The organism is Streptomyces sp. NPDC058274, assembly GCF_042881375.1.
In the GTDB taxonomy this organism is placed as follows: Bacteria; Actinomycetota; Actinomycetes; order Streptomycetales; family Streptomycetaceae; genus Streptomyces.
In genome coordinates, this window is record NZ_JBHVXW010000020.1 from 93,937 (window position 1) to 116,391 (window position 22,455).

A 22,455-nucleotide genomic window follows, 5' to 3' on the forward strand; every position below is an offset into this window, starting at 1 on the left:
CGCGCCGTTACTGTTGCCCATGATGGGACGTCATGAGTGGAATTCGGGGGCACGGCGGTGGCGGCTCACCGCGCTGCTCGGCGTGGGAGTGGCCGCGCTGGCCCTGCTGGTGACGCTGCTCAACACGCTGCCCTCGGACGGCGACAACACCGCGGGCACCACCCGGGACGGGGACAAGGTGCACGGCACACCCGCCGTCCCGTCCGGCGCGGCGGACCCCGAGGTGGGCTGGGGCTTCACGCACACCCAGTACAGCGCCGACCACGGCCCCGGCGCGGCCACCGAGCGCGTCGAGGGCCTGCTCGCCAAGCAGCCGCTGCCCCAGATCCAGCACATCATGGGCTGGGGCGCGGGCAACCCCGAGCCGGTCAAGGGGCGCTACAACTTCGAGGAGATGGACCGCCGGATCGACTTCGTCCGCAAGTCCGGCGGACCGCCCGTGGTCACCCTGTGCTGCTCCCCGGACTGGATGAAGGGGGGCAAGTCCGGCGCGGGCAACACCGACTGGAGCCAGACCGCCCTGGAGACCGCCCCGGACCGCGCCCACTACAAGGACTTCGCCGCGCTCGCCGCGACCGTCGCCAAGCGCTATCCGGACGTACGCCACTTCATCGTCTGGAACGAGTTCAAGGGTTTCTGGAACGACTCAGAGGCCCGCTGGGACTACGAGGGCTACACGGAGCTCTACAACCTGGTCTACAAGGCGCTCAAGAAGGTCGACAAGGACATCATGGTCGGCGGGCCCTATCTCGTCATGGACAGCCTCGACCCGCGGCAGTCCGAGAACGCCTCGCCGGCCGTGAAGGGCGCCTGGGGCACCATGGACCAGCGGGTCCTGGACGCCTTCGCCTACTGGAACAAGCACAAGGCGGGCGCCGACTTCGTCGTCGTCGACGGCTCCAGCTACACCAAGGACGACGATCTGCTGCCCGACGAGTTCGGGGCCACCGAGAAGCTCACGGCCGTCGGGAAGTGGGTGCGCGAGCAGACCCACGACCTGCCGCTGTGGTGGGCGGAGTACTACGTCGAACCGGCCGACGGCAACGACGAACGCCAGGGCTGGTCCGAGACCCACCGCGTCGCGGTCCAGGCCTCCGGCATGATCGCGATGGCCCGCGGCGGTGCCTCCTCCGGCTTCTACTGGAACCCGGAGAAGGAACAGGGCTCCGGCTGCGCCGGCTGTCTGTGGACGCCGACCGACCGGGCGGCGGGGGGCGCCGAACTGCCCATGCTCGGTCTCATCTCCCGCTTCAGCCGGGAGTTCCCGCCCGGTACGACCTACGAGACGGTCTCCGTCGCCGCGGACGACCGGCCCAACGTCCGGGTTCTCGCCGACGACAAGGCCGTTCTCGTCGTCAACACACTGGACCGGTCCATCAGCGCGAAGGTCGACGGGAAGCGCTTCGAGATGGCCGCCTACCAGGTGAAGTGGCTCAGCCGGTAAGCCACTTCACCCCGGCGCAGGCCGTCCGGCTCCCGAACCGCATTCCTGCTCGGGTCCGCCGTACCCTCGTGCGGCGGCTACTTCATTGTCATGAACCGCTGGACCAGCGAGGCGAGCAGCACGGCGAGCAGGGGCAGCGAGAACCAGAAGCTGCTCTGCAGCCACCGCAGCTGCCGGACGCCCGGCCGCATCGCGACCCGTACGATCTCCCGCGCCGTCAGCATGACGATGAGCGCGATCGCCGCGAACCCCCCGACGACCGACCACGGCGTCCACGTCACCTGCGGTCCGATGGGCCCCGGCTCCGCCTTCGGGACCTCGCCCGCGGGCTGCTTGCGCAGCGTGTACATCGTGACGTCGTCGTTGACGAGGACCTTCTTCAGCTCCGGCCGGCCGTCGAGGTGGTGGATCAGCCGGGTGTCCCAGGTCGGCGCGTAGCCCACGTCCATCTGGAGATAGACCACCTGGCTGCGGTTGACCATCAGATACGAGTTCGGGCCGGCGTCCTTGAGCGCCTTGACGAGCCCGGACACCAGGACCGGGTCCGCCGGCGCGAGCGTCGGCACGTACTCCACCTTCTCCATGTCCCGCGCGCCCCACGGCATCGCCGGAGTGACGTTGTCCAGGGTGTCGTTGCTCAGCCACAGCAGCCGTACGGTCGGATCGTCGTGGGCGTACACGTAGTCCATGGCCGTGACCTCGCCCGGCCTGATCCGCTCGAAGGGCTCGTTGCCCCAACGGGCCACCAGGAAGCCGCCCATGAGCACCAGGCCCGCCATGAGCGCGGCCAGCGGCGCGAGGTTCACCCGGTCCTTCTCCCGCTCCTTCGCGGTGACGCCGGTGCGCGGGAAGAGGGCGAGCCCAGCGAGCAGGGCCGCGCCGGGCAGCGCGAACATGAAGACGCGCAGGGCCATTTCGCCGCCGTACGACTGCATGCCGAAGCCCAGGAACGGGACGAAGGTCAGGACGAGCAGCGACCGCTCGCGGTACTTGTGGACCCGGCGGCGCCACCAGCCCAGGCAGGCGAAGGCCATCACACCGCCGGCGAGCAGCACGCGCGCGTAGAGGACGAGTTTGTGGGTCGAACTGCCGCCCTGGATACGGCCGGAGACGGAGGTCGACACATTGCTGCCGACGCCACCGACCCCGCCGAAGAGGTCGTCGAAGTGCCCGGACCAGTACGGCTCGGCCATGAAGCCGATCCAGGCGGCGACGACGACCGCGAACAGGATGGGCAGACCGCGCAGTTCGGAGCGGCCGACCAGGACGAGTACCGCGAGCACGCCCAGCATCACGAACGGGGTGAGCTGATGGGCCGGGACGGTCGCCGCGAACAGCCCGATCAGGACCATCAGCAGGACGGCCCGCTGCCGGCGGTCGGTCGGCTCGACCTCGGCCTCGCCCGGGCGCGCCTTCGCCCACAGCACGCGGGGCGCCCGGAACCACACCAACAGGATCGCCACGAAGGCGAGATAGAGCAGATAGGTGAAACCCTGCGGTGAGAAGTAGTCCTGACCGACCCAGCCGCTGAGTACGAAGATCCAGATCCCGGTCCACTTGGCGCGCCAGCCCGCCCGCATCGAGCGCACCAGCAGGAACATCGGTGCCAGATACAGGAGCTGAATGGCCAGGGGCCACCAGCGGATCACCTCCGTGAGATCGGTGACACCGCAGGCCTTCGCGATGAACGCGGCCGCCGCGAAGAAGCCCGGCCAGCTCCAGCGCGCGTCGAGGTCGGGCACCGCCGAGCCGGTCCGGTCGATGTAGTCGATGAAGCCCAGGTGCTGCCAGGCCGTCGCGAACCGCGGCTCGGTCTCGATCACCGCGGGCAGCGCGTGCAGCGACACCACGGTCGCCAGCAGCACGACCAGCAACAGCCCCTTGTGCTCGCTGTTCAGCCAGAGCAGTGCGGCGAACACCACGATGAGCAGGGCGGCGCCGACCAGGGTGGCCGGGGGCAGGACGGAGATGAGCCCGAGCCCGCCCATCCGGTCGAGGTCGGCCTCGCCGAGCCCCAGCACGGGCACCCAGTACAGCAGGAGTGCGACGGCCAGCAGGGCGCCGAGGACGAGACCGGGGCGGGTGGGATGCGCCGGCCGCTCCCGCAGCGACGGCGGCGACTGCGGCGACTCGGGCGACTGCGGCAAGCGGGGTGAAGGGGCCGACTCCGGCGACTCCGAGGGCTCCAGGGACTCCGGCGATTCCGGCGACTCCGAGGACTCAAGGGACTCCGGGGGCTTCGGCGGCTTCAAGGACTCCGGAGGCTCCGGGGACCCCGACGGCTCGCGCGACTCCGCAGCCGCGTCGATCACCTCCGCCGGCCCCAGCGAGGCCTCCGAACCGGGCTCCCTGGCCTCCACCGGCAGCCCCACGTGCTCCCGAGGCGAGGTCCCGTCCGCCACGGGGGGCTCGAGGGCCCAGGTCGGCCGGTGGTCGGCGCGCACCCGAGGCGTCCCGGTGGGCGGGGTGCCGGGACCCGGCCGGACGTCGGGCCTGCGTTCCTGGTGGTCGAAGTCGACGTGGACGCCGAGCGCGATGGTGTCCGAGTCCAGCGCCCAGGCGGGGCCGCGCCTAGGCCGGGACGCCGTCGTGGACGACTCGCGCGCGCCGAGGTCGGCGAGGTCGCCGTCCGGTGCCGCGTCCTCGGGCAAAGGCGTGGCCGGCGCGGCCCGCACGATCTTGTACAGCCTCGGTGCCGCGATCGCCACGATCACCGCGAGGCTGGAGATCTCCGCGACACCCGCGCCGGTCAGGCCCATACGCGGGAGCAGGATCACCGTCAGCCCGAGGACCAGGGCGCACAGCAGGCCCTGGAGATAGGCGAGTCCGGCGGTACGGCTCTGGGCGCGCAGGACCGCGAAGTACGTCTCCATGACGACCCGCAGCACCGCGCCGACGGCGAACCAGCGCAACAGGGGGGTGGCCGCGTCCGCATAGCCCTGGCCGAAGACATGGAGGATGAACGGCGCTCCGAGGAAGAGCAGCCCGCACACCGGCACCATGAGCCGTGCCATCCGGCTCAGCGCGGCCCGGGTGTTCGCGGCGAGCCGAGCCGGGTCGTGCGAGCCCTCGACGGTCAGCGAGGCACCCATGTTGATGGCCAGCAGGTTGACCGTGCCGCCGATGGTCGTGGTGATGTAGAAGTACGCGTTGTCGGTGGAGCTGACCTGTGAGGCGACGATCACCGGCACGAGATAGACCACGGCCAGCGAGAACAGGGAGCCGGTGTAGTCGCCCGCGAGGAAGCGCCCGATCTCCTTGAGCGTCGGGGGCGTGGTGCGGTCCGCGGTCGCCTTCACATGCCGGGGCACCAGGCGCCGGAACACCAGCCAGCCCAGCGGCACCACGGACAGGGCGATCGCCAGGACCCATGAGACGAAGACACCGCTCGTGGGGATCGCCACGGCCAGGCCGATGAGCAGCGCCAGCTTCACCGCCGAGAACACGGTGTTGCCCACCGGCACCCACAACGCGTTGCGCAGACCGGTCAGTACGCCGTCCTGGAGCGTCAGCAGCGACCAGGCGACCACCGCGAGGATGAACCCGAGCCCGTTGAGCGGTCCGTGCAGGAAGCGGTACGACGGCCCCCACACGTTCAGGGTGAGGAGGAAGACGACCGCGGCCAGCGCGACGACCGCCGAACTGCCCGCGTAGGTGCGGAAGATCAGGCGTCCGGTGGCACGCCCCGCGACGGGGATGAAGCGGGCCAGGGCACCCGTCAGCGTCACGGCGGTGAGACCCGCCAGGAGCTTCATCGCGGCGATCGCCGCGGAACCCTGGCCGACGGCGGACTCGGAGTAGTAGCGGGCGGCCACCAGCCAGTACCCGAGGCCGAGCACCGCGGAGATCCCGGTGTTGAGCATCAGGGCGTAGGCGTTGCGAAAGAGCTGGCCGCCGCCCGCCGCGCCCTTGCCCCGGCCGGGCAGGGGCAGGCGGAGGCGACGCCCCGACTGCTGTCCGGGCGCCTCGGCGGTGGGCGTCGCGGCCTTGGCTGTGGTCGTGTCAGACACGGGAACTGATGGCCTTCCGGCGGACCTGTCGTGCTCTGCGGACCAGGGCGTATCCCTTGGTGAGGGCGCGTTCCCCGGCGAAGGTGCGGGCGATCGCGCGGCCCTCGACCAGCCGCTCGAACTCCTCGATTCCGGTGCTACGGCGCACGGTGACCCGTTGCAGGGCGTACGGCCCCTGGCGGCGGCGGGCCAGCGCGTTGCCGACGGCGAGCGACTGGGTGAAGCCCGCCTCGCGCACCGCGTGACGTACCTGGCGGCTGGAGTAGCCGTACGGGTAGGCGAACGAGGCCGGCCGGGCGCCCAGTTCGTCGGCGATGATCTCCCGGCAGCGCCGCAGCTCGGACCGGAGCGCGTCGTCCGGGATCTGGTCGAGCTGGGGGTGGGTATGGCTGTGTCCGCCGATCTCGACCTGTTCGGCGCTGAGTTGGCGCACCTGGTCCCAGTCGAGCATGGTGTCGAGGCCGCCCCCGGTGTCGTGGGGGCCGCGCAGCCAGCCCGTCGAGACGAAGAGCGTCGATGCGAAGCCGTGCTTGGCGAGCACGGGCAGCGCGTGGCGGTGCACCCCCTCATAGCCGTCGTCGAAGGTGATGAGGACGGGGCGCGACGGCAGCGGCGGGAAGCTCGCGGTGCGCCAGGACGCGGCCAGGCGGGCGGTGGTGACCGGCGTGAGGCCGAGGTCCCCGAGCAGCGCCATCTGCTCCGCGAACGCCTCGGGGGACACCGAAAGACCTCGCGTCGCCGCGTTCGGCGCGCTCGCGACGGAGTGATACATCAGGATCGGGACGGGCGGCGTCATACGGCACCGCCCCCGGCCCGGACCGGCAGCCGGATGTCGCTCATCCCGGAGCCCCCTTGTCGCCCGGCTGCCCCTCGCCCTCCCCGACGGAGACCACCGAGAACACCGCGCCACCCCTGCGGGCCCGGACGCTGCCGAGTACGTACCCGCCCGCCGCCGTCAGAACCCCGGCGACGATCGCACCCGCGCGGCCCGCGCCGCCGTGCCGGGCGAGCAGGGCGTCGCGCACCCCGCGGGCCACTCCGGCGGGCAGGACCCGCGTCGCGTAGCGCCGCTCCGACGCGAGTCCCTTCCCGGCGCCGACACTGCGCGCGACGAGCGCCTTGGACAGCCCCTCGGCGTACGCGCGCGTGCGGAAGTACCCGAAGTGCTCGCGCGCCTCGGGCACCCGGTGGTGGATGACCGCCCGGTCGTCGATCAGCAGGACGGCGTCCGGGCGGGCGTTGGTGAGCCGGATGCACAGCTCCGTCTCCTCGCAGCCCAGCGGGCGTTTGTCCCCGTCGCGGCCGATACCGGTCGCGAAGCCGCCCGCCGCCTCGAACGCCGTGCGCCGGAACGACGCGTTCCCGCCCAGCACATTGCGCACCCGCACCCGGCCGGGCGGCAGGCCCTTGTACGTGCAGCCCACCACCCAGTCGAACTCCTCGGGAAACCAGGCGGGCCGGCGGCCCGACGCCCAGATCGGCATCGTACGGCCGCCGACGGCCATGACCCGTGGATCCGCGTATCCCGCGGCGAAGTGCCGCAGCCAGTCCCGCTCGGCCACGGCGTCGTCGTCGAGGAACGCGATGATCTCGCCGCGCGAGGCCGCGATTCCGGTGTTGCGGCCCGCGGACAGGCCGCGGGGGCCCGCGTTGGCGAGCACCCGCACCCCGTCCGTCTCCTTGTACTCCGTGGTCAGCCGCTCCAGGAGTGTGGCGTTGTGGTCCACGACCAGGAGCGTCTCCAGGGCAGGCCGCGACTGCGCGCGCACCGAGGCGACCGCCGCGAGGATGTCCTCCCAGCGGTCCTCGGTGTACACGCAGACCACCACGGAGATGGCGGTCCGGCTCAAGACACCTCACCCCGGGCGGTGTTGAGCGCCGCCGCGTGCGATCTGCGCAGCGCGCGCCGGTTGTTGCGCTCCTTGAGGATCACGTTGAGGACCCGGAACCCGTCCCGCACGGCACGCAGATTGCTGGTGCCGTGGATCCGCAGATACTCGTGGCTCGGTATCTCCTGGACTTTGAGGCCGGCCTTGACCACCCGGATGTTCATCAGGGTCTCGACCTCGAAGCCGGTGCAGTCGAGGTCGATCTGGTCCAGGCAGTGCCGCCAGAACGCGTTGTATCCGTAGCAGAGGTCGGTGTAGCGGGCGCCGAACTTCTTGTTGACCACTGTGCACAGGGCCCAGTTGCCGAACTTGCGGATCGGTGTCATGTCGTCCGTGCCGCCCCCGTTGGCGAACCGGGAGCCCTTGGCGAAGTCCGCGCCGGAGACGAGCGCGGAGACATAGGAGACGATCTCGTGGCCGTCGGCCGAGCCGTCCGCGTCGACCATCACGATGATGTCGCCGGTGCACGCCTCGAATCCGGTGATCAGGGCGTCCCCCTTGCCCTTCCCGCGCTGCTCGACGACCTTGACGTCGGGCCACAGCTCGCGGGCCACCTCGACCGTGTTGTCGGTGGAATTTCCGTCGACGAGAACCACTTCGTGAATCCATCCGGGAAGTGTCTTGAAGACGTACGGAAGATTCTCCGCCTCATTCATGGCGGGAATCACCACACTCACCGGCGGTGCTATGGCCAGGTGAGAGGAGATCGGCCGGTACTTGCTGGTTGTTGACGGATCTTGGCCCGAAAAGGCTGGGCGCAGGACTGAGCTCATGAGTCTGGTCCCTCTCGTCCGGTGGACCGCCCGCCCCACGGGCAGTCCGGCATGTGTCCGGTTCGAAAGGGGGGTTCTCACTTACGGCATGCCGAAATGAATCTCCGGGCATGCCAGGGTGAGTTGGCAATTCTGGCCGTCCCGACATCGGAGTACGACATCGAGGACGGTCTCGCGGCACGACTCGGCACAGGTGTGGTCACCGAGCACGGCACCCCCCTACCGCGCCCGCGCCGGGACCATCGCGGTCCTGAGCCCTCCCCTGGAGCCGCCTGATGATGGACCGATGCGGGTGAGATGTACGACGGTATTGATGATTGCGTCAGTATGGCAAGACCTGGAACGTGGCCTCACGTTTTTGTTGTTTTGGCCGTTACCTGACTCCTCGAACGGATCTTGCCCATCCGTTTGAGAACTCTGTCGGCCGGATCGAAGAACTCCGGCCGGGACAGCACCGCATTGCGCAGTGCCCGGACCGGGGCGCGGCGCGCCCGGTGTCCGACGGCAATCGGATGACGCCGTGTCACCCACCCTTCGGACACGGCGAGTTCGCGTGTCTTCAGGGAGTCTTTGTATTCCTTCTGTCCCCGGCCGAGATCCAGATAGGCGATGCCGTCGGCGGCGGCCGCCTCGGCCATCCGCAGATGCAGGATCAGCCCGGGGGAGTATTTCGAGAAATCGGGGTCGTACGCCGGGAACCAGCACGCCAGGACGCGCTCGCTGCGCAGCCCGAAGTGCGCCGCGACCGGCCGGCCGCCCGCGTACAGCACGGACAGGATCCCGGCGAACGGCTCGGAGCGGGTGTGGAAGAGCTGCTGGATCAGCCGGCTGATCCAGGCGTGCGCGAAGCGGTCGCTGCGCCCGGTCCTGCGGTACTGGGCGGACTTCCACTCCATCAGGGCGCGCAGGGCCGCGGGGTCGCGTTCGTCGTGCACATAACGCACCTCGCCCGAGTCCCGGGCGAGCTTGCGCTCCTTGGCGAGGGTGGTCCGGGTGAACTTGGGGGACCGCTCCCGCAGTCCGCTCAGATAAGCCTCGTAGCCCTGGTCGACGTCCATGACCGGGGACGGGAAGGTGCCGGAGGCGCCCGCCTCGAACGGCGGCTGGCCCTCCACCAGGTGGTCGAACTCCCATACGGCGAGCCCGCAGGCCCGCAGCAGCTCCTGGGCGTCCCAGCCGAAGCCGGGGCCGTGCACCAGCCCCTGGCAGTCCGACAGGCCGAGGCCGACGGCCCGGCCGACTCCCGTGGCGGTTCTCTGGAACGGGAAGAACGCGGCGGGCTCGCCGTCCTCGCGAACGACCGCGATCCGCACGCCGCGTCTGCACCGGCCCATGGCGAGCGTGAACTCCGGAGACAGGAACGGGTTCGCCAGTCCGGGCGCGCCGTTCAGATGGGCTTTCGACTGCAGGGCCGTCCAGGCCACCCGGTCGGCGGCGCTCAGCTCGCCGGGGCGGTACACGCAGATGTCCACGTCAGGAGGTCCGTTCCCGCGCCGTGCGCCGGCGCAGCCGCCGTACCGCCACCAGCAGCAGAACGAGGGCGCTGAGCGCGGTCACCGCCGCGACCCCGCCGTGCATCGACCAGTGGTGCACGGCCAGCATCCCCTGGGCCACCAGCATGTTGACGGTGATCGCCCCCGCCACCGAGACCAGCACGCGGCCGAACGGTGCCAGCCCGCGCAGCGCGGCCGCGATGGCCACCGACGGTGCCGCGAACAGGAAGAACAGCGTGAACGGGCCGCGCAGGGGTGAGTCCACGTCGGCCAGCGCGAGGACCGCGCCGACGCCCCCGATCGCTGTCGCGGCGCCCGCGAGCAGCGGCAGCAGGTCCCTCTCCGGACGGGCTCGTGGACGCTCCGCGCCGTCTGTTGAAGGTGTCTTGATGCGTAAGGTCTGCATTGGCGACTTTGCCCCCCGAAGCGCCGGATGCCGGGCTTCAATGTCGCGCAGCCGGCGGCCGGCCGTCAAGGTGCCGAGGGCGGCCGCACGAGTTCGGTTGCCCTTTCAAACGGGTGTTCCCCGGAGGCGCCGGCTGCCTCCGGGGAACTGTCCTTCAGGCCAAACGTGTTCGGAACGCGGGCGCCTGGGGGCGCGGTCGCGTTACGGGACGATCTTCAGGAGCTTGTTCGGCGAGCCTGTGCCCGGGCCGGAGACGACGTTCGAGGTGGCGCCGTTCACCAGGGCGGTGGAGACCTGCGCCGGGGTGGCGGAGGTGTGGCTCGCGAGATAGACGGCGGCCGCGCCCGCGACGTGCGGAGTGGCCATCGACGTACCGGAGAGCGTGGCCGTGGCCGTGTCGCTGGTGTTGTAGCCGGCCAGGATCGAGGAGCCGGGGGCGAAGATGTCCAGCACCGAGCCGTAGTTGGAGTAGCTGGCCCGGGCGTCCGTGTTGGTGGTGGCGCCGACCGTGATGGCCGCGGCCACGCGGGCGGGCGAGTACGAGGAGGCGTTCGCGTTGCTGTTGCCCGCCGCGATCGCGTAGGTCACGCCGCTCGCGATGGAGTTCGAGACGGCCGTGTCCAGCGTCGTGGAGGCGCCGCCGCCGAGCGACAGGTTGGCGACCGAGGGACCCGAGTGGTTGTTGGTCACCCAGTCGACGCCCGCGATGACGCCCGCGGTGGTGCCCGAGCCGTTGTTGTCGAGCACGCGGACCGCCACGATCTTCGCCTTCTTGGCGACACCGTAGGTCGAGCCCGCGATGGTGGTGGCCACATGGGTGCCGTGGCCGTTGCCGTCATCGGCGGTGGTGTCGCCGTCGACGGCGTCATAGCCGTACGTGGCCCGGCCGCTGATCTGGGTGTGCGTGATGCGGACGCCGGTGTCGATGACGTACGCCGTCACACCGCTGCCCGCGGAGTCCGGGTAGGTGTACGTGCCGGACAGCGGAAGCGCGCTCTGGTCGATGCGGTCCAGACCCCAGGGGGCGCTGGACTGCGTGGTGTCGGTCAGGTGCACCGTCTGGTTCTGCTCGACGGCGGCCACCGCGGGGTCGGCGGCGAGTCTCTTGGCCTCGGTGGCCGAGAGATCGGCCGTGTAGCCGTTCAGCGCGGTGCTGAACGTGTTCTTCACCGAGCCGCCGTACTCGTTGATCAGGTTCTTGCCCCGGCTCGACGCGGCCTTGAAGCCGGCCGCCTTCTTGAGCGTGACGATGTAGCTGCCCTTGACGGCTGTGGGGGAGCCGGCGGCGAGCACCTTGCCCTCGGCCGGTGCCGCGGCCTGGGCGGGAAGTGCGGTGATCCCGCCCACGAGGGCGGCGGTCGCGACGGTGGTTATCGCGGCGATCCGGATCTTCTTGCTACGGAGCTGTGCCATTACGAGGGGGTCCTCCTCAAGGCGGCGCGCGCCGGGGTGGGGCGCGCGCTGTGTGGGGGTGCGCGGGTGATCGTGCGCACGGTCCGGAGCGTCGCGTTCCACCCAGGACCGAGTAAAGAGTCGGTCATCCGCGGGTGTTGCTCAAGGGAGTTGGGCCCTTGTCACGACCCTGTCATGGGCACGCAATCAAACACATGGTGAACACACAGAGTGGGACCCCGTAAGTGCCGAAAAGTCTTGGCATGAACACTTCCTGTCAACACGCGTAGCTGCTACGAAAGTTATGGCAGAGATCCTGCTAAAGGGAGGTTCCATGAGACGTTCCCGAATTACGGCATACGTGACCTCACTCCTCCTCGCCGCCGGCTTCGCCCTCACCGGGGCAGCGACGGCGCAGGCGTCCCAGACCGCAGTGGCCACCGGGTATGTGGCCCTGGGTGACTCCTACTCCTCCGGCGTCGGCTCGGGCAGCTACATCAGCTCCAGCGGCGACTGCAAGCGCAGCACGAAGGCGTACCCCTACCTCTGGGCGGCCGCCCATTCACCCTCGTCGTTCGGCTTCACGGCTTGTTCCGGCGCTCGTACGGGTGATGTTGTGGCCAACCAGCTGGGTCCGCTCAGCTCCTCCACCGGCCTTGTCTCCCTCAGCGTCGGCGGCAACGACGCGGGCTTCTCCGACGTCATGACGACGTGTGTGCTCCAGTCGGAGAGCAACTGCCTGGCCCGCATCGCCACCGCCAAGGCGTACGTCGACTCCACGCTCCCCGGCAAGCTCGACACCGTCTACTCGGCGATCAGCGCGAAGGCCCCGTCGGCCCATGTGGTCGTGCTGGGCTATCCCCGCTTCTACCAGCTCAACGGCAACTGCGTGGCGGGGCTCTCGGAGACCGAGCGGTCCGCGATCAACGGCGCGGCCGACTACCTGGACAGCGCGATCGCCAAGCGTGCCGCCGACCACGGCTTCGCGTTCGGCGATGTCAGGGGCACCTTCACCGGGCACGAGATCTGCTCCGGTGCATCGTGGCTGAACAGCGTCAACTGGCTGAACATCGGCGAGTCGTACCACCCGACCGCGTCGGGCCAGTCCGGCGGCTATCTGCCGGCCTTCACCGGCAAGGTCTGATCCTCAGGGAGAAGCGGAGGAGGAGACCCCGCCCGTCGGGGTCTCCGTCTCGCACGTCACCGAGAACGGCACCCAGTTGGACTTCGTGTCCAGCGGACTGCGGACCTCCACCCCGATCTCGTTCTCGTAGGTCCCGCCCGCGTCGTACGTCGTCACCACGACCGTCTTCTGCCTGGTCTTGCCGCCGCTCGCGGGGAACGACAGGGTCTTCCACCCCGGGTCGGACACCTCGCCCTTCTTCGTCACCCAGCGGTAGTCGACCTCCACCGGTACGACACCCACCGTGAACGTCGCCGTGAACGTGGGCGCCTGGGCCTGGGCCGGCGGACAGCTCCCGGAGTACTCGGTGTGCGCCCCCGCGACCGTCACCTTCACGGACTGCTTGGGCGCGGTGGTCGTGGGGTCGCTGCTCGGCTCGGTGGAGTTGCCGCCGACCGCTCCATTGCCGCTGTCGGGACCGGAACTCTCCGAACTCGCTCCAGCGGAAGGGCTGTTGGGTCCTCCGCTGTTGGCCGAGTTCGGGTCGTCCCCGCCGTCGTCGCGGTTCATCAGGGCGTACGTCAGTCCGGCCAGGGCGAGCGCGAGGGCGAGGAGGCCCGCGATCATGACGACCGTGCCGCGGCGGTTGCGCTCGGGCGGGGCCGTGCCGGTCGCGGTCGAGTACGGGCTCGCGGGGGTGACGGCGGGAACGGGCCGGGGCGGGGTCGGCGGCTCCTGTGGGAGACCGGCGACCGTCGGCGCGTACGGCGCGGCGACCGGCGACGAGCCCGTACGGGGGGAGCCGCCGGCGCCGACCAGGCGCAGATCGCGCTCGGCCTGTTCGGCGGGTGTGCGGTCCGCCGGGTCCTTGCGGAGCAGCCCTTCGATGACCGGGGCCAGCGGGCCCGCGCGGTGCGGTGGCGGCAGCTCCTCGTCGACGACGGCCCGCAGGGTGCTCAGCGGAGTGTCGTGACGGAAGGGCGAGTTGCCCTCCACCGCCGCGTACAGCAGCACGCCCAGGGACCACAGGTCGGACTCCGGACCCGGCGTACGGCCCAGCGCCCGCTCGGGGGCGAGGAACTCCGGCGAACCGATGACCTCGCCGGTCATGGTCAGCGCGGAACTGCCCTCGACCGTGGCGATGCCGAAGTCGGTGAGGACGACCCGGCCGTCGTTCGACAGCAGCACGTTCGCCGGTTTCACGTCACGGTGCAGGACTCCGGCCGCGTGCGCGGAGCGCAGGGCCGAGAGCACCTCGGCTCCGATGTGCGCGGTGCGCTGCGGGGAGAGCGGGCCCTCGGCGTCCAGCAGGTCGGAGAGGGCGAGACCGCGGATCAGCTCCATGACGATCCACGGCCGGCCGTCCTCCGTCGCCACGTCGTAGACGGTCACGACATTGCGGTTGGCGACCCGGGCCGCGGCCCAGGCCTCCCGCTCCAGCCGGGCGTACATCCGCTCGACATCGCTCGACGGGATACCGGCGGGGGCACGCACCTCCTTGACCGCGACCTCGCGGTGCAGCACTTCGTCGCGGGCCCGCCAGACGGTGCCCATGCCCCCCTCGCCCAAGGGGGACAGCAGCCGGTAGCGGCCCGCGATCACACGTTCACTGCCCGGCACTTCGGACACGGGCGTCCCCCCTTCGCATCCGCGTGATTTCTCCACAAAAGTAGCTCAGCCGAGTGCGGATGCCGCCCCCCTGAACACCAATCCAGCCCCAAGAGCTACGACAACGACCGCGGATCCCAGGGGCGCGGCCCTGCGCATCAGGCCCGCCATGGGCCCGCCCGTCCACCGCGGGCGCCCGGCCAGCAGCCTGGCCATGCCCCCGCCGAGCCGGACAACCGCGAATCCCGCCGCCGTGAGCGTCAGGGCCAGACCGACGCCGTACGCCAGGACGAGCAGGAGACCGAACCACGCCTGTCCCAGGGCCGCGGCCCCCACCAGGACGACGACGGCGGAGGGGCTGGGCACCAGCCCGCCCGCGAAGCCGAGCAGGATCGTGCCGCGCAGGGTGGGGGAGGTGGGATGGGTGTGGGTGAAGCCACCGTGCGAGTGCGCTCCGGCGGGCTCGGGGGCGCGGTCTTCGTGGTGTGCGCCGGCGTGAGAGTGCGCGTGATCGTGATCGTGGCCGTGCGCGTGATCGTTTGAGTGGTCGTGGTCATGCCCAGATGAGTGGTCGTGGTCGTGGTCGTGGTCGTGCGCGTCGGCGTGACGGTGCGCCTCCTCGTGTCCGTGGGAGGGGGATGGCCCGGGACCGTGGGAGTGTCCGTGCGGGTGAGCGCGGTGTCGCCAGGCCCGTCGTACGAGGGAAGCTCCCGCCAGTGTGACGAGGATGCCGCTCGCGAGGCCCAGCCAGGCGATCACGGAGGGCGCGGCCGCCGAGCCGGCGGTGACGAGGAGGCCGAGCGCGACCACGCCGAGTGTGTGGGTGACCGTCACCGAGGCGGCGAGCGGCAGGACGTCACGGAGCGTCGCCCGTCCGCGCGCGGCGGCGGTCGCGGCCATCAGCGTCTTGCCGTGGCCCGGTGCGAGCGCGTGCAGGGCGCCCAGACCGACGGCGATGACCAGGGCGAGCGCGGCGAAACCGAGGGTGAGGTCATGGCGGGCCACCAGATCGTCGAGTGCCCGGGTCCAGTGGTCGGCGCCGCGCGGGAGCACGGAGGCGGCGGGTGCGTCGCGGTCCTCCTCACCGAGGGCCGGTCCGCCCGGGCGGATCCGCAGGGACGCCGACGCCGTGTCGGACGGCGACGACAGCAGTTCCTTCGGGTAGCTGGTCAGCCGCCGGGACACGGAGGTCCTCGGTACGTCCGAGGCGGTGAGCGTCATCCGGTCGCCGCGCGCGGTGATCTCGCGCCAGCCGGGCCCCGAGTCGACGGCGGCGTGAAAGCGCACGGACTCCGCACCCTCGGAGAGCGGGGCCGTCAGCCGGCACTCCACCCGGAGCGTGTCGAGGCCCGCCTGCCCGGGGCGCACTCGCGCGAGACTCGTGCCCACCGTGAGCGCGACGTCGTGTCCGTCGACGGTGACCCTGCTGTCCCGGGCCGCCGTCGTGCAGCGCTGCCGGGCCCAACGCTCCATCCCCAGCCGCTTGATGTCCGGTCCGGCCTGCGTGGCGGGGATCTCCGCGAGGTCCTCCACATGGTCGACCCGCAGCCGGTCCGCGGCGGCCACGAGACCGTCGTACCGGTTGACGGTGAAGTTCCCGAGCGGGTGGGCGCTCGCCGTCCCGGCGGGGAGCAGCACCAGCGCGCAGGTCCCGACGAGAACGGCCGCGCCGCACGAGACGGCGCGCCGCAGCGTCGTACGGAGGCTCACTTCGCCTCCTGGAGCGCCGTACGGGCCGCGCGGGCGCCCAGGGGGGAGAAGCCCGCGTTGAGATCGAGGGCCGCGGTCAGGGAGTCGCGGGCTTCCTCCGCGTGGCCCGTGGCGCGCTCGATCATCCCGCGGTGATAGAGGAAGGACGCGTTGTGGTAGCCGGTGGCGGTGGCCCGGCGCGCGTACGGAAGGGCCTCGTCGTCGCGGCCGTTGACGTGCAGGGCCCAGGCGAGGGCGTCCGCGGTGTGCACGGTGTGGCGGCGGTCCCATTCGGCGCGGGCCGCCGTGAGCGCGGCCTGGTGGTCGCCGTGGTCGGCGGCGGCGAGAGCCGTGTCGAGGTCGGCGTTGACGCCGTTGGCTCGGGCCAGTGAGGTCCAGGCGTTGACGAGGGCGTACTGGTCGCGGGCCTTCTGCCGGTCGCCCTCCTTGTCGCGCGCCTCGTACAACTCACCGAGTTCCACGAGTGGCTGGGGCAGCGGATAGCGGTCCACGAGCGCCTCCATGTCGCGGATCGCCGCGGCTCGGTCGCCCTGCGCGGCCTCGGCGCGGGCCCGCCCCTCCAGCGCGGGGAGGTAGGCGTCGTCGGCCGCCAGGGCCCGCGCGTAGTACGGCAGGGCCTTGCCGTACTCGCCCTGGTTCCAGGCCAGTTGACCGAGCGCCGTCGCCACGTAGGCCACGTCGCCGCGCGAGGTCGCGGTGGACAGGGCCTGTTCCAGGACGCGGCGAGCCGTCTTCACGTCGCCGCGCAGCTCGCGCACGTACGCGTACCGCGTGAAGACCGGCACGCCCGGGCGCCGGGAATCCGCCAGGTCGGCGGCCTTCGACGCCTCGTCGTAGCGGCCCAGTTCGACCAGGGCGTCGATCCGTGAGCACAACGCGCGCTCGCTGTACGGGTTCTGGGCCAGCGCCTTGTCGGCGTACTTGAGCGCCTCGGGGAACTGATGCCGGGCCGCGGCGAGGGCGGCGCGGCCGGCCAGAGCCGGGTCGTTGTCGGGGCGCACTTCGAGCGAGCGGTCCAGTGCGCGCCCGGCCTGCGGGTAGCGCGAGGGGTCGCCCTTCGTGCGGGCCTGCTCGACATAGGCGAGACCCAGCGTCGCCCAGGACCCGAAGTCCTTCGGCTGGGCGCGGAGATGGGACTGCAGCGACCTGATGCTCGCGTCGATGTCACCGCCGAGCACCTCGGGGGAGAGTCCGGCGGGCGCGGCCGCGACGGTCGTGGGCCCCCCGTCGTGCGCGCCGAGCACGACGGCGCCGGCGGTCAGGGCGACGGCCAGCAGGGCGGCGCACCCGGCGAGCTGCGCCGCCCGCCGGCGCCGACCCGCGGCGGCCACGCGACGCACGGCGGCCACGCGTTCGTCGAGTGTGTCCGGGGTCGATGCCTCGGCCGTCGCGACCGCGTCTGCCTTCTCGTCGAGTGCGTCCGGAGCCGGGGCTTCGGTCGTCGCGACCGCGTCTGCCTTCTCGGCCTTTTCCGTCGTCTCGGCCTGCTCGGGCACGGCCTCCGCGGCGCGGGGCGTGGGCTCGGCCGTCGGGCCGTCGCCGCGTTCGCTCTCCGGCGCGCTCTCGTTCGTACGCGGGGACATGCCCTCTCCTCAAAGTCCAGGTCGGGAACGGTCGTTGTGGGGTTCCGGAGGCGCGGCCCGCCCCGTGGGGGATGAGTACGAGCGGGCCGCGCCGGTCGGTGAGCCGGGCCGGGGCCCGGCGATGCGGCGGTCAGTAGGCGCGGTTGCTCATCCGCCGGCGCCACCACATGACGGCGGTCCCGATCAGCAGGAACCCGGCCGCGCCGGCCGCCGCCGAGCCCGCGATCAGCACGGTGTCCGTGCCGCCGGTGGTGCTCGCCCCGGTCAGTCCGCCGCTCAGCTGGTTGCGGACGTCGTTGCCGGTGCCCTTGGCGGTCGCGCCGCGCGAACCCGAGGTCGGCTGGGCCAGATACGGGAAGGAGTGACCGAACTTCTTGTCGTTCTTGTCGACCGCGTCGCCCAAGTCGTTCTTGGAGCCGACCAGTTCACCCTCGACGACCTGGAGGGAGGCGTCGATCACGTCGTCGGTGAGCCGCCGCCCGTTCGGGAAGCCCGCGTTGTCGCCGTCGAGCACACCGAGCCGCTTGGGGGAAGCGGTGGGCTTGATCGAGGTGTTGAGCCGCAGCTCCTCCGCCGGAGTCACGTGCGGGGGCTGGTTGAGTCCCTCGACGCCCTTGAGGAACACGTCGACCAGGTCGTTCCGGGGCTCCGTCGGCGCCTTGATCTTGTAGATCGCCTCGATGAGCTTCGGCAGTTCGGGGTTGGTCACGTTCTTCAGGAACTGGGCGTCGTCCCAGGGCGCGGACGCGTTGAACTTGTCCTTGTCCTTCTGCGGGTTGACGACCTCGTTGACCAGCGGCATCCCGAGGCGGGACACCTGGGTCCAGTCGCCGTGCGCGTCCTTGCGCTCCGTGGTGGACCAGATCCCGACGATCGGCTGCTCCGCCGACTCCTGGATCATGTCGGTCGGCACCTGCAGGGCTATGGAGTTGACGTTGTAGCCCTTGAGCGTGTCCCGGCCGACCTCGGAGAGGTCACCGCCGTAGAGCAGGTCGAAGACGCGCAGGTCCAGGAAGAACGGGTCGTCCGCCTGGCCGGCGAACGTCGTCGAACCGCCCGCGAGCTTGTACACCGCCTGGTCGCGCAGCGTGCTGTAGTGCGGCATCGACGCCTTGCCGACGTTCGAGGGCGCGACCGGAATGTCGTCCGCGACCTTCGTCCTGGAGATGAGCTTCTGGTCGTGCAGACGCAGCAGATCGATGTCGTACGACTGCGTGATGTTGAGGTCGGGGTCGTCGAGGCTGGTGACCGGACCCGTGTTGTAGAGGAAGGTGTCACCGTTCTTGCGGTGCGTCTTGAACGTGTAGCGGTAGATCAACTCACCCTGCGCGTCACCGTTGTTGTCGATGTGCAGGTCGTAGTGGGCGTCTTCCGCGAAGGTGAAGAAGTTCGGTCCGCCGGCCGGTTCCTCGAAGGGGATCCAGTTCGCCACGATCGTCGTCGTGTCGGGCTTGTCCGGGCTCACGAACGCGTACACGTCCGTGTTGTCGTACTGGGGCTGCCCCGAGATCAGCGGGGCCTCCCGGTGGCTGGAGGCGGCGGCCGCCCCCGGTTCCAGCGCGGTCACACCGGCGGCTGCGAGCCCCCCGGCGGCCAGCGCTCCGCAGACGAGGGCCGCGAAGCTCCTGCGTCCCGCGCCACTCCTGGAAATAGGTGTCATGCCGTCCGTCCTCACGTCCAACTTGCCTGACGCACGCCATTCGGAGCCGTCGCCGCGGTGGATTGGTGGAATCACAAACGTTCTTACGGCGGCTCGCACGTCTTGTTTCACCGGCGGGGCCACGTGTTTCGCCCGCCCCGCCGGCGCCGGGCCCTCCTTCGCCGGTTTCCTCGGCGGCGGACCCGCGTTTTCGGTCCGCCGATCCGTAACCCCATCCGTAGGCGCGCTCGCCACGAACACATGGGCGACGGGAACAGGCCGTACGCGGCCGGAGAGGGGGGCGAGTGGAGGCGGACGAGCTTCTGGTGCTCGTGGCCGGAGGGGACCAGAAGGCATTCGAGGAGCTGTACGGACTGGTGTCCGGACCCGTGTTCGGTCTGGTGCGCCGGGTGGTGCGGGACCCGGCCCAGTCGGAGGAGGTGGCACAGGAGGTGCTGCTCGAACTCTGGCGCTCCGCCGCCCGGTTCGACCCCGGCCGCGGCAGCGCCCTGTCCTGGGTCCTCACTCTCGCGCACCGCCGGGCCGTCGACCGGGTGCGCTCCGCCCGTGCGGCCACCGAGCGCGAGCGGCGCGAGGGGCGGCGCCAGCACTGGCCCGCCTTCGACCAGGTCGCCGAGGAGGTCGAGGCCGGGCTCGAACGCGAGTGGGTGCGCCGCTGTCTCGACCGGCTCACCGCCCTGCAGCGACAGTCCGTCACCCTCGCCTACTACGACGGCTATACGTACCGCGAAGTGGCCGAGCGGCTCTCCCTGCCGCTCGGCACGGTCAAGACCCGGATGCGCGACGGACTCACTCGGCTGCGCGACTGCCTCGGAGGTGTCGCGTGAGTGTCCTCGACCGTCTGTTCGGCCGCGACCCGCACTCGCTGGCCGCTCCGTACGCCCTCGACGCCCTGGATCCCGCCGAACGCCGGCGCTTCGAACGGCACCTGTGGCGCTGCCCGAGGTGTGCCGCCGAGGTACGGGCCCTCGCCGAGGACGCGGTCCGGCTCGCCTGGTCCACGGCCTCCCCGGCCCCGGCCGCCCTGCGGGACCGGGTCCTCGCCGCCGTGAGCACGACTCCGCAGGAGGCGCCGGCCGAGGGAGCCCTCCGCGCGGGTCCCGTTCACCAGCCGGCCCGCGCCCACGCGCCCCGTGGACGCCCCCTCTTCGTCCCGTTCGCCACCGCCACGGCCGCCGCCGCGCTCGTCGTCGCGTCGCTCTTCGCGGTCCAGGCGACGCGGACCCAGGACAAGCTGGACCAGGAGCGGGCGCAGGCACGTGAGATCGCCCACGTTCTCGCGGCGCCCGACGCCCGGGCCACCAGTGACCGGGACGCGCAGGGGCGCGGGATCGGCGTGGTCGCCTCCGCGTCCGAGCGGCGCGCGGTCGTGACCGTGCGCGGTCTCGGTGCGCCCGCTGCGGGACGCGTGCACCAGCTGTGGCTGATGCGCCCGGGCGTGCAACCGCGCTCCCTCGGCCTGCTGCAAGGCGACACGCCCTTGGTCGCGGACGGACTCAATACGAGCGCCACGTCACTCGCTGTCACCGTCGAGCCCGACGGCGGCTCGGCCCAGCCCACAACCGCCCCAGTTGTCCAACTCGCCCTGGAATCGGTTGGATTCGGAGAGTAATCGTCAACGCCCTTACGGGGTAGGTGAATCCTGTGCCCGAGATACACGAGTGCCACGGGGGAGCGATAGGGTTAGCCTGCCCGGGCCGGGTGCCCTCGTATGGGTGGGGAGTGACATGGAACAGATAACAGTGCGCAGCAGGGCACGAGTCCCTGCGATCACGTGTGGGAGCAGCGCGACCAGTTCGCGCCTCGACCGCCATCTCTCGGTGCTGGGCGGCCCTGCCGTCCCGCAGCGCGAGACGGCCGAGGCGACGTCACTGATGCGTGAGCTCACCTCGCGTGACGCCGCGCACGACCGCAGCGCCAGGGGTGCGCGAGTGAGGCGGGTCTCGCTCTTCGCGCCGCTGAGGCGGCTGCGCCGTTCGCTCTTCGGCAGTCGCTGAGCGGCGGGTCGGTCAGTAGTTCCCGACCCGCGCTCAGGCGGCCACACCGTCCCGGCGCAGTGCTGCGATCTCATCGTCCGTCATCCCCACGGCACGCAGCAGCGCCTCGGTGTGCTCCCCGAGCGCGGGTACGGCCCCCATCCGTGCCGTGTCCCCGCCCGGCAGTGTGATCGGCGGCAACAGCGCCCGCAGCGGCCCGACTGGTGACTCCACTTCCCGCCACCGGTCCCTGGCCGCCAGCTGCGGATGCTCCGCCACTTCCCGCACGTCTCTCAGGCGTGCGCACGCGATGCCCGCGCGCTCCAGCCGGGCGACCGCCGTGTCCGCCGTCAGCGCGGCCAGCGCCTTGCCCACGAGAGCGTCCGTACGGTCCCGGTTCGCGACCCGCGCGGCATTGGTCGCGAACGCCGGTTCGGTGCCCAACTCCGGCGTCCCCAGGACCTGTTCGGCCAGTCGCCGCCACTCCCGGTCGTTCTGCACCGACAGCAGCACGCGTCCCCCGTCCGCCGTGGGATAGGCGTCGTACGGCGCGATGACGGCGTGCGCGAGACCGGTGCGCGCCGGGGGTGCGCCCCCGTGCATCGCATGGTGCAGCGGATGCCCCATCCACTCCGCGAGCGCCTCCAGCATCGACACCTCCACCGGACCCCCGCGCCCCGTCGTGCCCCGGCGCACCAGCGCCGCGAGCACCCCCGAGAAGGCGTACATGGCCGCCGCGATGTCGGCCGCCGGAATCCCCGCCTTCACCGGCTGCTCGGGGGTCCCGGTCACCGACACGAGCCCCGCCTCGCACTGCACGAGCATGTCGTACGCGCGTTTGTCGGCGTACGGCCCTGTCGCCCCGTACCCGGAGATGTCCACGGCGATCAGCCGCGGGTGGGCGGCGCACAGCGTGGCCGCGTCCAGGCCGAGCCGGGCCGCCGCGCCCTGCGCCAGGTTCTGCATGAACACGTCGGCCTCCGCGACCAGTCGCCGTACGACCTCGAGGCCGCGCGGGTCCTTCAGGTCGAGGGCGATGGACTCCTTGCCCCGGTTGCACCACACGAAGTGGGAGGCGAGGCCCGCCGCCGCGGTGTCGTAGCCGCGGGCGAAGTCCCCGCCGTCGACCCGTTCGACCTTGATGACCCGAGCGCCGAGATCGGCGAGCTGACGGGTCGCGAAGGGCGCGGCGACGGCCTGCTCGACGGAGACGACGGTGATGCCCTCGAGGGGCAGGGGCCGACCGGCCGCAGGGGCCGTGGGCTGTGGCTGCATGCGGGGGATCATGTCCTGTGCGTGACACCTTTGTCATGCACGAAGGTTGGCGAGGCAACCTTCGAGGGCCGGGTTTGCTGATCGTTTGCACGCTTCATGTGCCTGATACACCC

17 protein-coding genes are annotated in these 22,455 nt (G+C 71.2%); 5 read left to right on the plus strand and 12 right to left on the minus strand.

The features are described from left to right. Positions 1 to 22 precede the first annotated feature (22 nt). A complete protein-coding gene (locus ACFVYF_RS30700; RefSeq protein WP_389460714.1) occupies positions 23 to 1,444 on the plus strand; it encodes a xylan 1,4-beta-xylosidase in 1,422 nt (473 codons plus the stop codon). Between the two features lie 77 nt (positions 1,445 to 1,521). Here ACFVYF_RS30700 and ACFVYF_RS30705 read toward each other — a convergent pair whose 3' ends face one another. The 7 genes from ACFVYF_RS30705 to ACFVYF_RS30735 all read right to left on the minus strand — a co-directional run bounded on the left by ACFVYF_RS30705 (position 1,522) and on the right by ACFVYF_RS30735 (position 11,428). Further along, the gene (locus ACFVYF_RS30705; RefSeq protein WP_389460577.1) at positions 1,522 to 5,454 is read right to left on the minus strand and encodes a lipopolysaccharide biosynthesis protein; all 3,933 of its coding nucleotides are present in this window, start codon (positions 5,452 to 5,454) and stop codon (positions 1,522 to 1,524) included. Then, positions 5,447 to 6,250, minus strand: a complete 804-nt coding sequence (locus ACFVYF_RS30710; RefSeq protein WP_389460578.1) for a polysaccharide deacetylase family protein — start codon at positions 6,248 to 6,250, stop codon at positions 5,447 to 5,449. Before ACFVYF_RS30710 ends, ACFVYF_RS30705 begins: the two co-directional genes overlap by 8 nt. 40 nt (positions 6,251 to 6,290) lie before the next feature. Continuing rightward, positions 6,291 to 7,304 (minus strand): glycosyltransferase family 2 protein, encoded by a 1,014-nt coding sequence (locus ACFVYF_RS30715; protein WP_389460579.1) that lies wholly within the window; start codon positions 7,302 to 7,304, stop codon positions 6,291 to 6,293. Next, on the minus strand, positions 7,301 to 8,116 hold the full coding sequence (locus tag ACFVYF_RS30720; RefSeq protein ID WP_383284502.1) for a glycosyltransferase family 2 protein: 816 nt from the start codon (positions 8,114 to 8,116) through the stop codon (positions 7,301 to 7,303). Before ACFVYF_RS30720 ends, ACFVYF_RS30715 begins: the two co-directional genes overlap by 4 nt. Before the next feature lie 350 nt (positions 8,117 to 8,466). Further along, positions 8,467 to 9,588: a GNAT family N-acetyltransferase gene (locus ACFVYF_RS30725; RefSeq protein ID WP_389460580.1), complete on the minus strand. Its 1,122-nt coding sequence runs from the start codon at positions 9,586 to 9,588 to the stop codon at positions 8,467 to 8,469. A gap of 1 nt (position 9,589) precedes the next feature. Next, complete coding sequence (locus ACFVYF_RS30730; protein ID WP_389460581.1) at positions 9,590 to 10,015, minus strand: hypothetical protein; 426 nt, start codon at positions 10,013 to 10,015, stop codon at positions 9,590 to 9,592. A 201-nt stretch (positions 10,016 to 10,216) separates the two neighbouring features. Then, positions 10,217 to 11,428 (minus strand): S8 family peptidase, encoded by a 1,212-nt coding sequence (locus tag ACFVYF_RS30735; protein WP_389460582.1) that lies wholly within the window; start codon positions 11,426 to 11,428, stop codon positions 10,217 to 10,219. 313 nt (positions 11,429 to 11,741) lie between these two features. On the opposite strand from ACFVYF_RS30735, the gene ACFVYF_RS30740 reads away from it, so the two are divergent. Continuing rightward, positions 11,742 to 12,551 (plus strand): SGNH/GDSL hydrolase family protein, encoded by an 810-nt coding sequence (locus ACFVYF_RS30740; RefSeq protein ID WP_389460584.1) that lies wholly within the window; start codon positions 11,742 to 11,744, stop codon positions 12,549 to 12,551. A 3-nt stretch (positions 12,552 to 12,554) separates the two neighbouring features. On the opposite strand, the gene ACFVYF_RS30745 is transcribed toward ACFVYF_RS30740, so the two are convergent. The 4 genes from ACFVYF_RS30745 to ACFVYF_RS30760 form a co-directional block, all read right to left on the minus strand. After that, positions 12,555 to 14,159, minus strand: coding sequence for a serine/threonine-protein kinase (locus ACFVYF_RS30745; protein ID WP_389460586.1), 1,605 nt, complete (start codon positions 14,157 to 14,159; stop codon positions 12,555 to 12,557). A 45-nt stretch (positions 14,160 to 14,204) separates the two neighbouring features. Continuing rightward, on the minus strand, positions 14,205 to 15,848 hold the full coding sequence (locus tag ACFVYF_RS30750; protein ID WP_389460588.1) for a nickel transporter: 1,644 nt from the start codon (positions 15,846 to 15,848) through the stop codon (positions 14,205 to 14,207). Beyond that, entirely contained in the window at positions 15,845 to 17,431 is a 1,587-nt protein-coding gene (locus ACFVYF_RS30755) for a tetratricopeptide repeat protein (protein WP_389460589.1), read from the minus strand. The genes ACFVYF_RS30750 and ACFVYF_RS30755 overlap by 4 nt, the downstream gene beginning before the upstream one ends. A gap of 130 nt (positions 17,432 to 17,561) precedes the next feature. Next, positions 17,562 to 19,091, minus strand: a complete 1,530-nt coding sequence (locus ACFVYF_RS30760) for a DUF4331 domain-containing protein (RefSeq protein WP_389460591.1) — start codon at positions 19,089 to 19,091, stop codon at positions 17,562 to 17,564. 284 nt (positions 19,092 to 19,375) lie between these two features. On the opposite strand from ACFVYF_RS30760, the gene ACFVYF_RS30765 reads away from it, so the two are divergent. From ACFVYF_RS30765 to ACFVYF_RS30775, 3 genes are all read left to right on the plus strand, one after another. Then, complete coding sequence (locus ACFVYF_RS30765) at positions 19,376 to 19,918, plus strand: sigma-70 family RNA polymerase sigma factor (protein WP_389460593.1); 543 nt, start codon at positions 19,376 to 19,378, stop codon at positions 19,916 to 19,918. Then, entirely contained in the window at positions 19,915 to 20,703 is a 789-nt protein-coding gene (locus tag ACFVYF_RS30770) for an anti-sigma factor domain-containing protein (RefSeq protein ID WP_389460594.1), read from the plus strand. Before ACFVYF_RS30765 ends, ACFVYF_RS30770 begins: the two co-directional genes overlap by 4 nt. A 115-nt stretch (positions 20,704 to 20,818) precedes the next feature. Next, a complete protein-coding gene (locus tag ACFVYF_RS30775; RefSeq protein ID WP_389460596.1) occupies positions 20,819 to 21,088 on the plus strand; it encodes a hypothetical protein in 270 nt (89 codons plus the stop codon). Between the two features lie 33 nt (positions 21,089 to 21,121). Here the strand turns inward: ACFVYF_RS30775 and ACFVYF_RS30780 are convergent, their stop codons facing one another. Then, positions 21,122 to 22,354, minus strand: a complete 1,233-nt coding sequence (locus ACFVYF_RS30780; RefSeq protein WP_389460598.1) for a CaiB/BaiF CoA transferase family protein — start codon at positions 22,352 to 22,354, stop codon at positions 21,122 to 21,124. Positions 22,355 to 22,455: the final 101 nt, after the last annotated feature.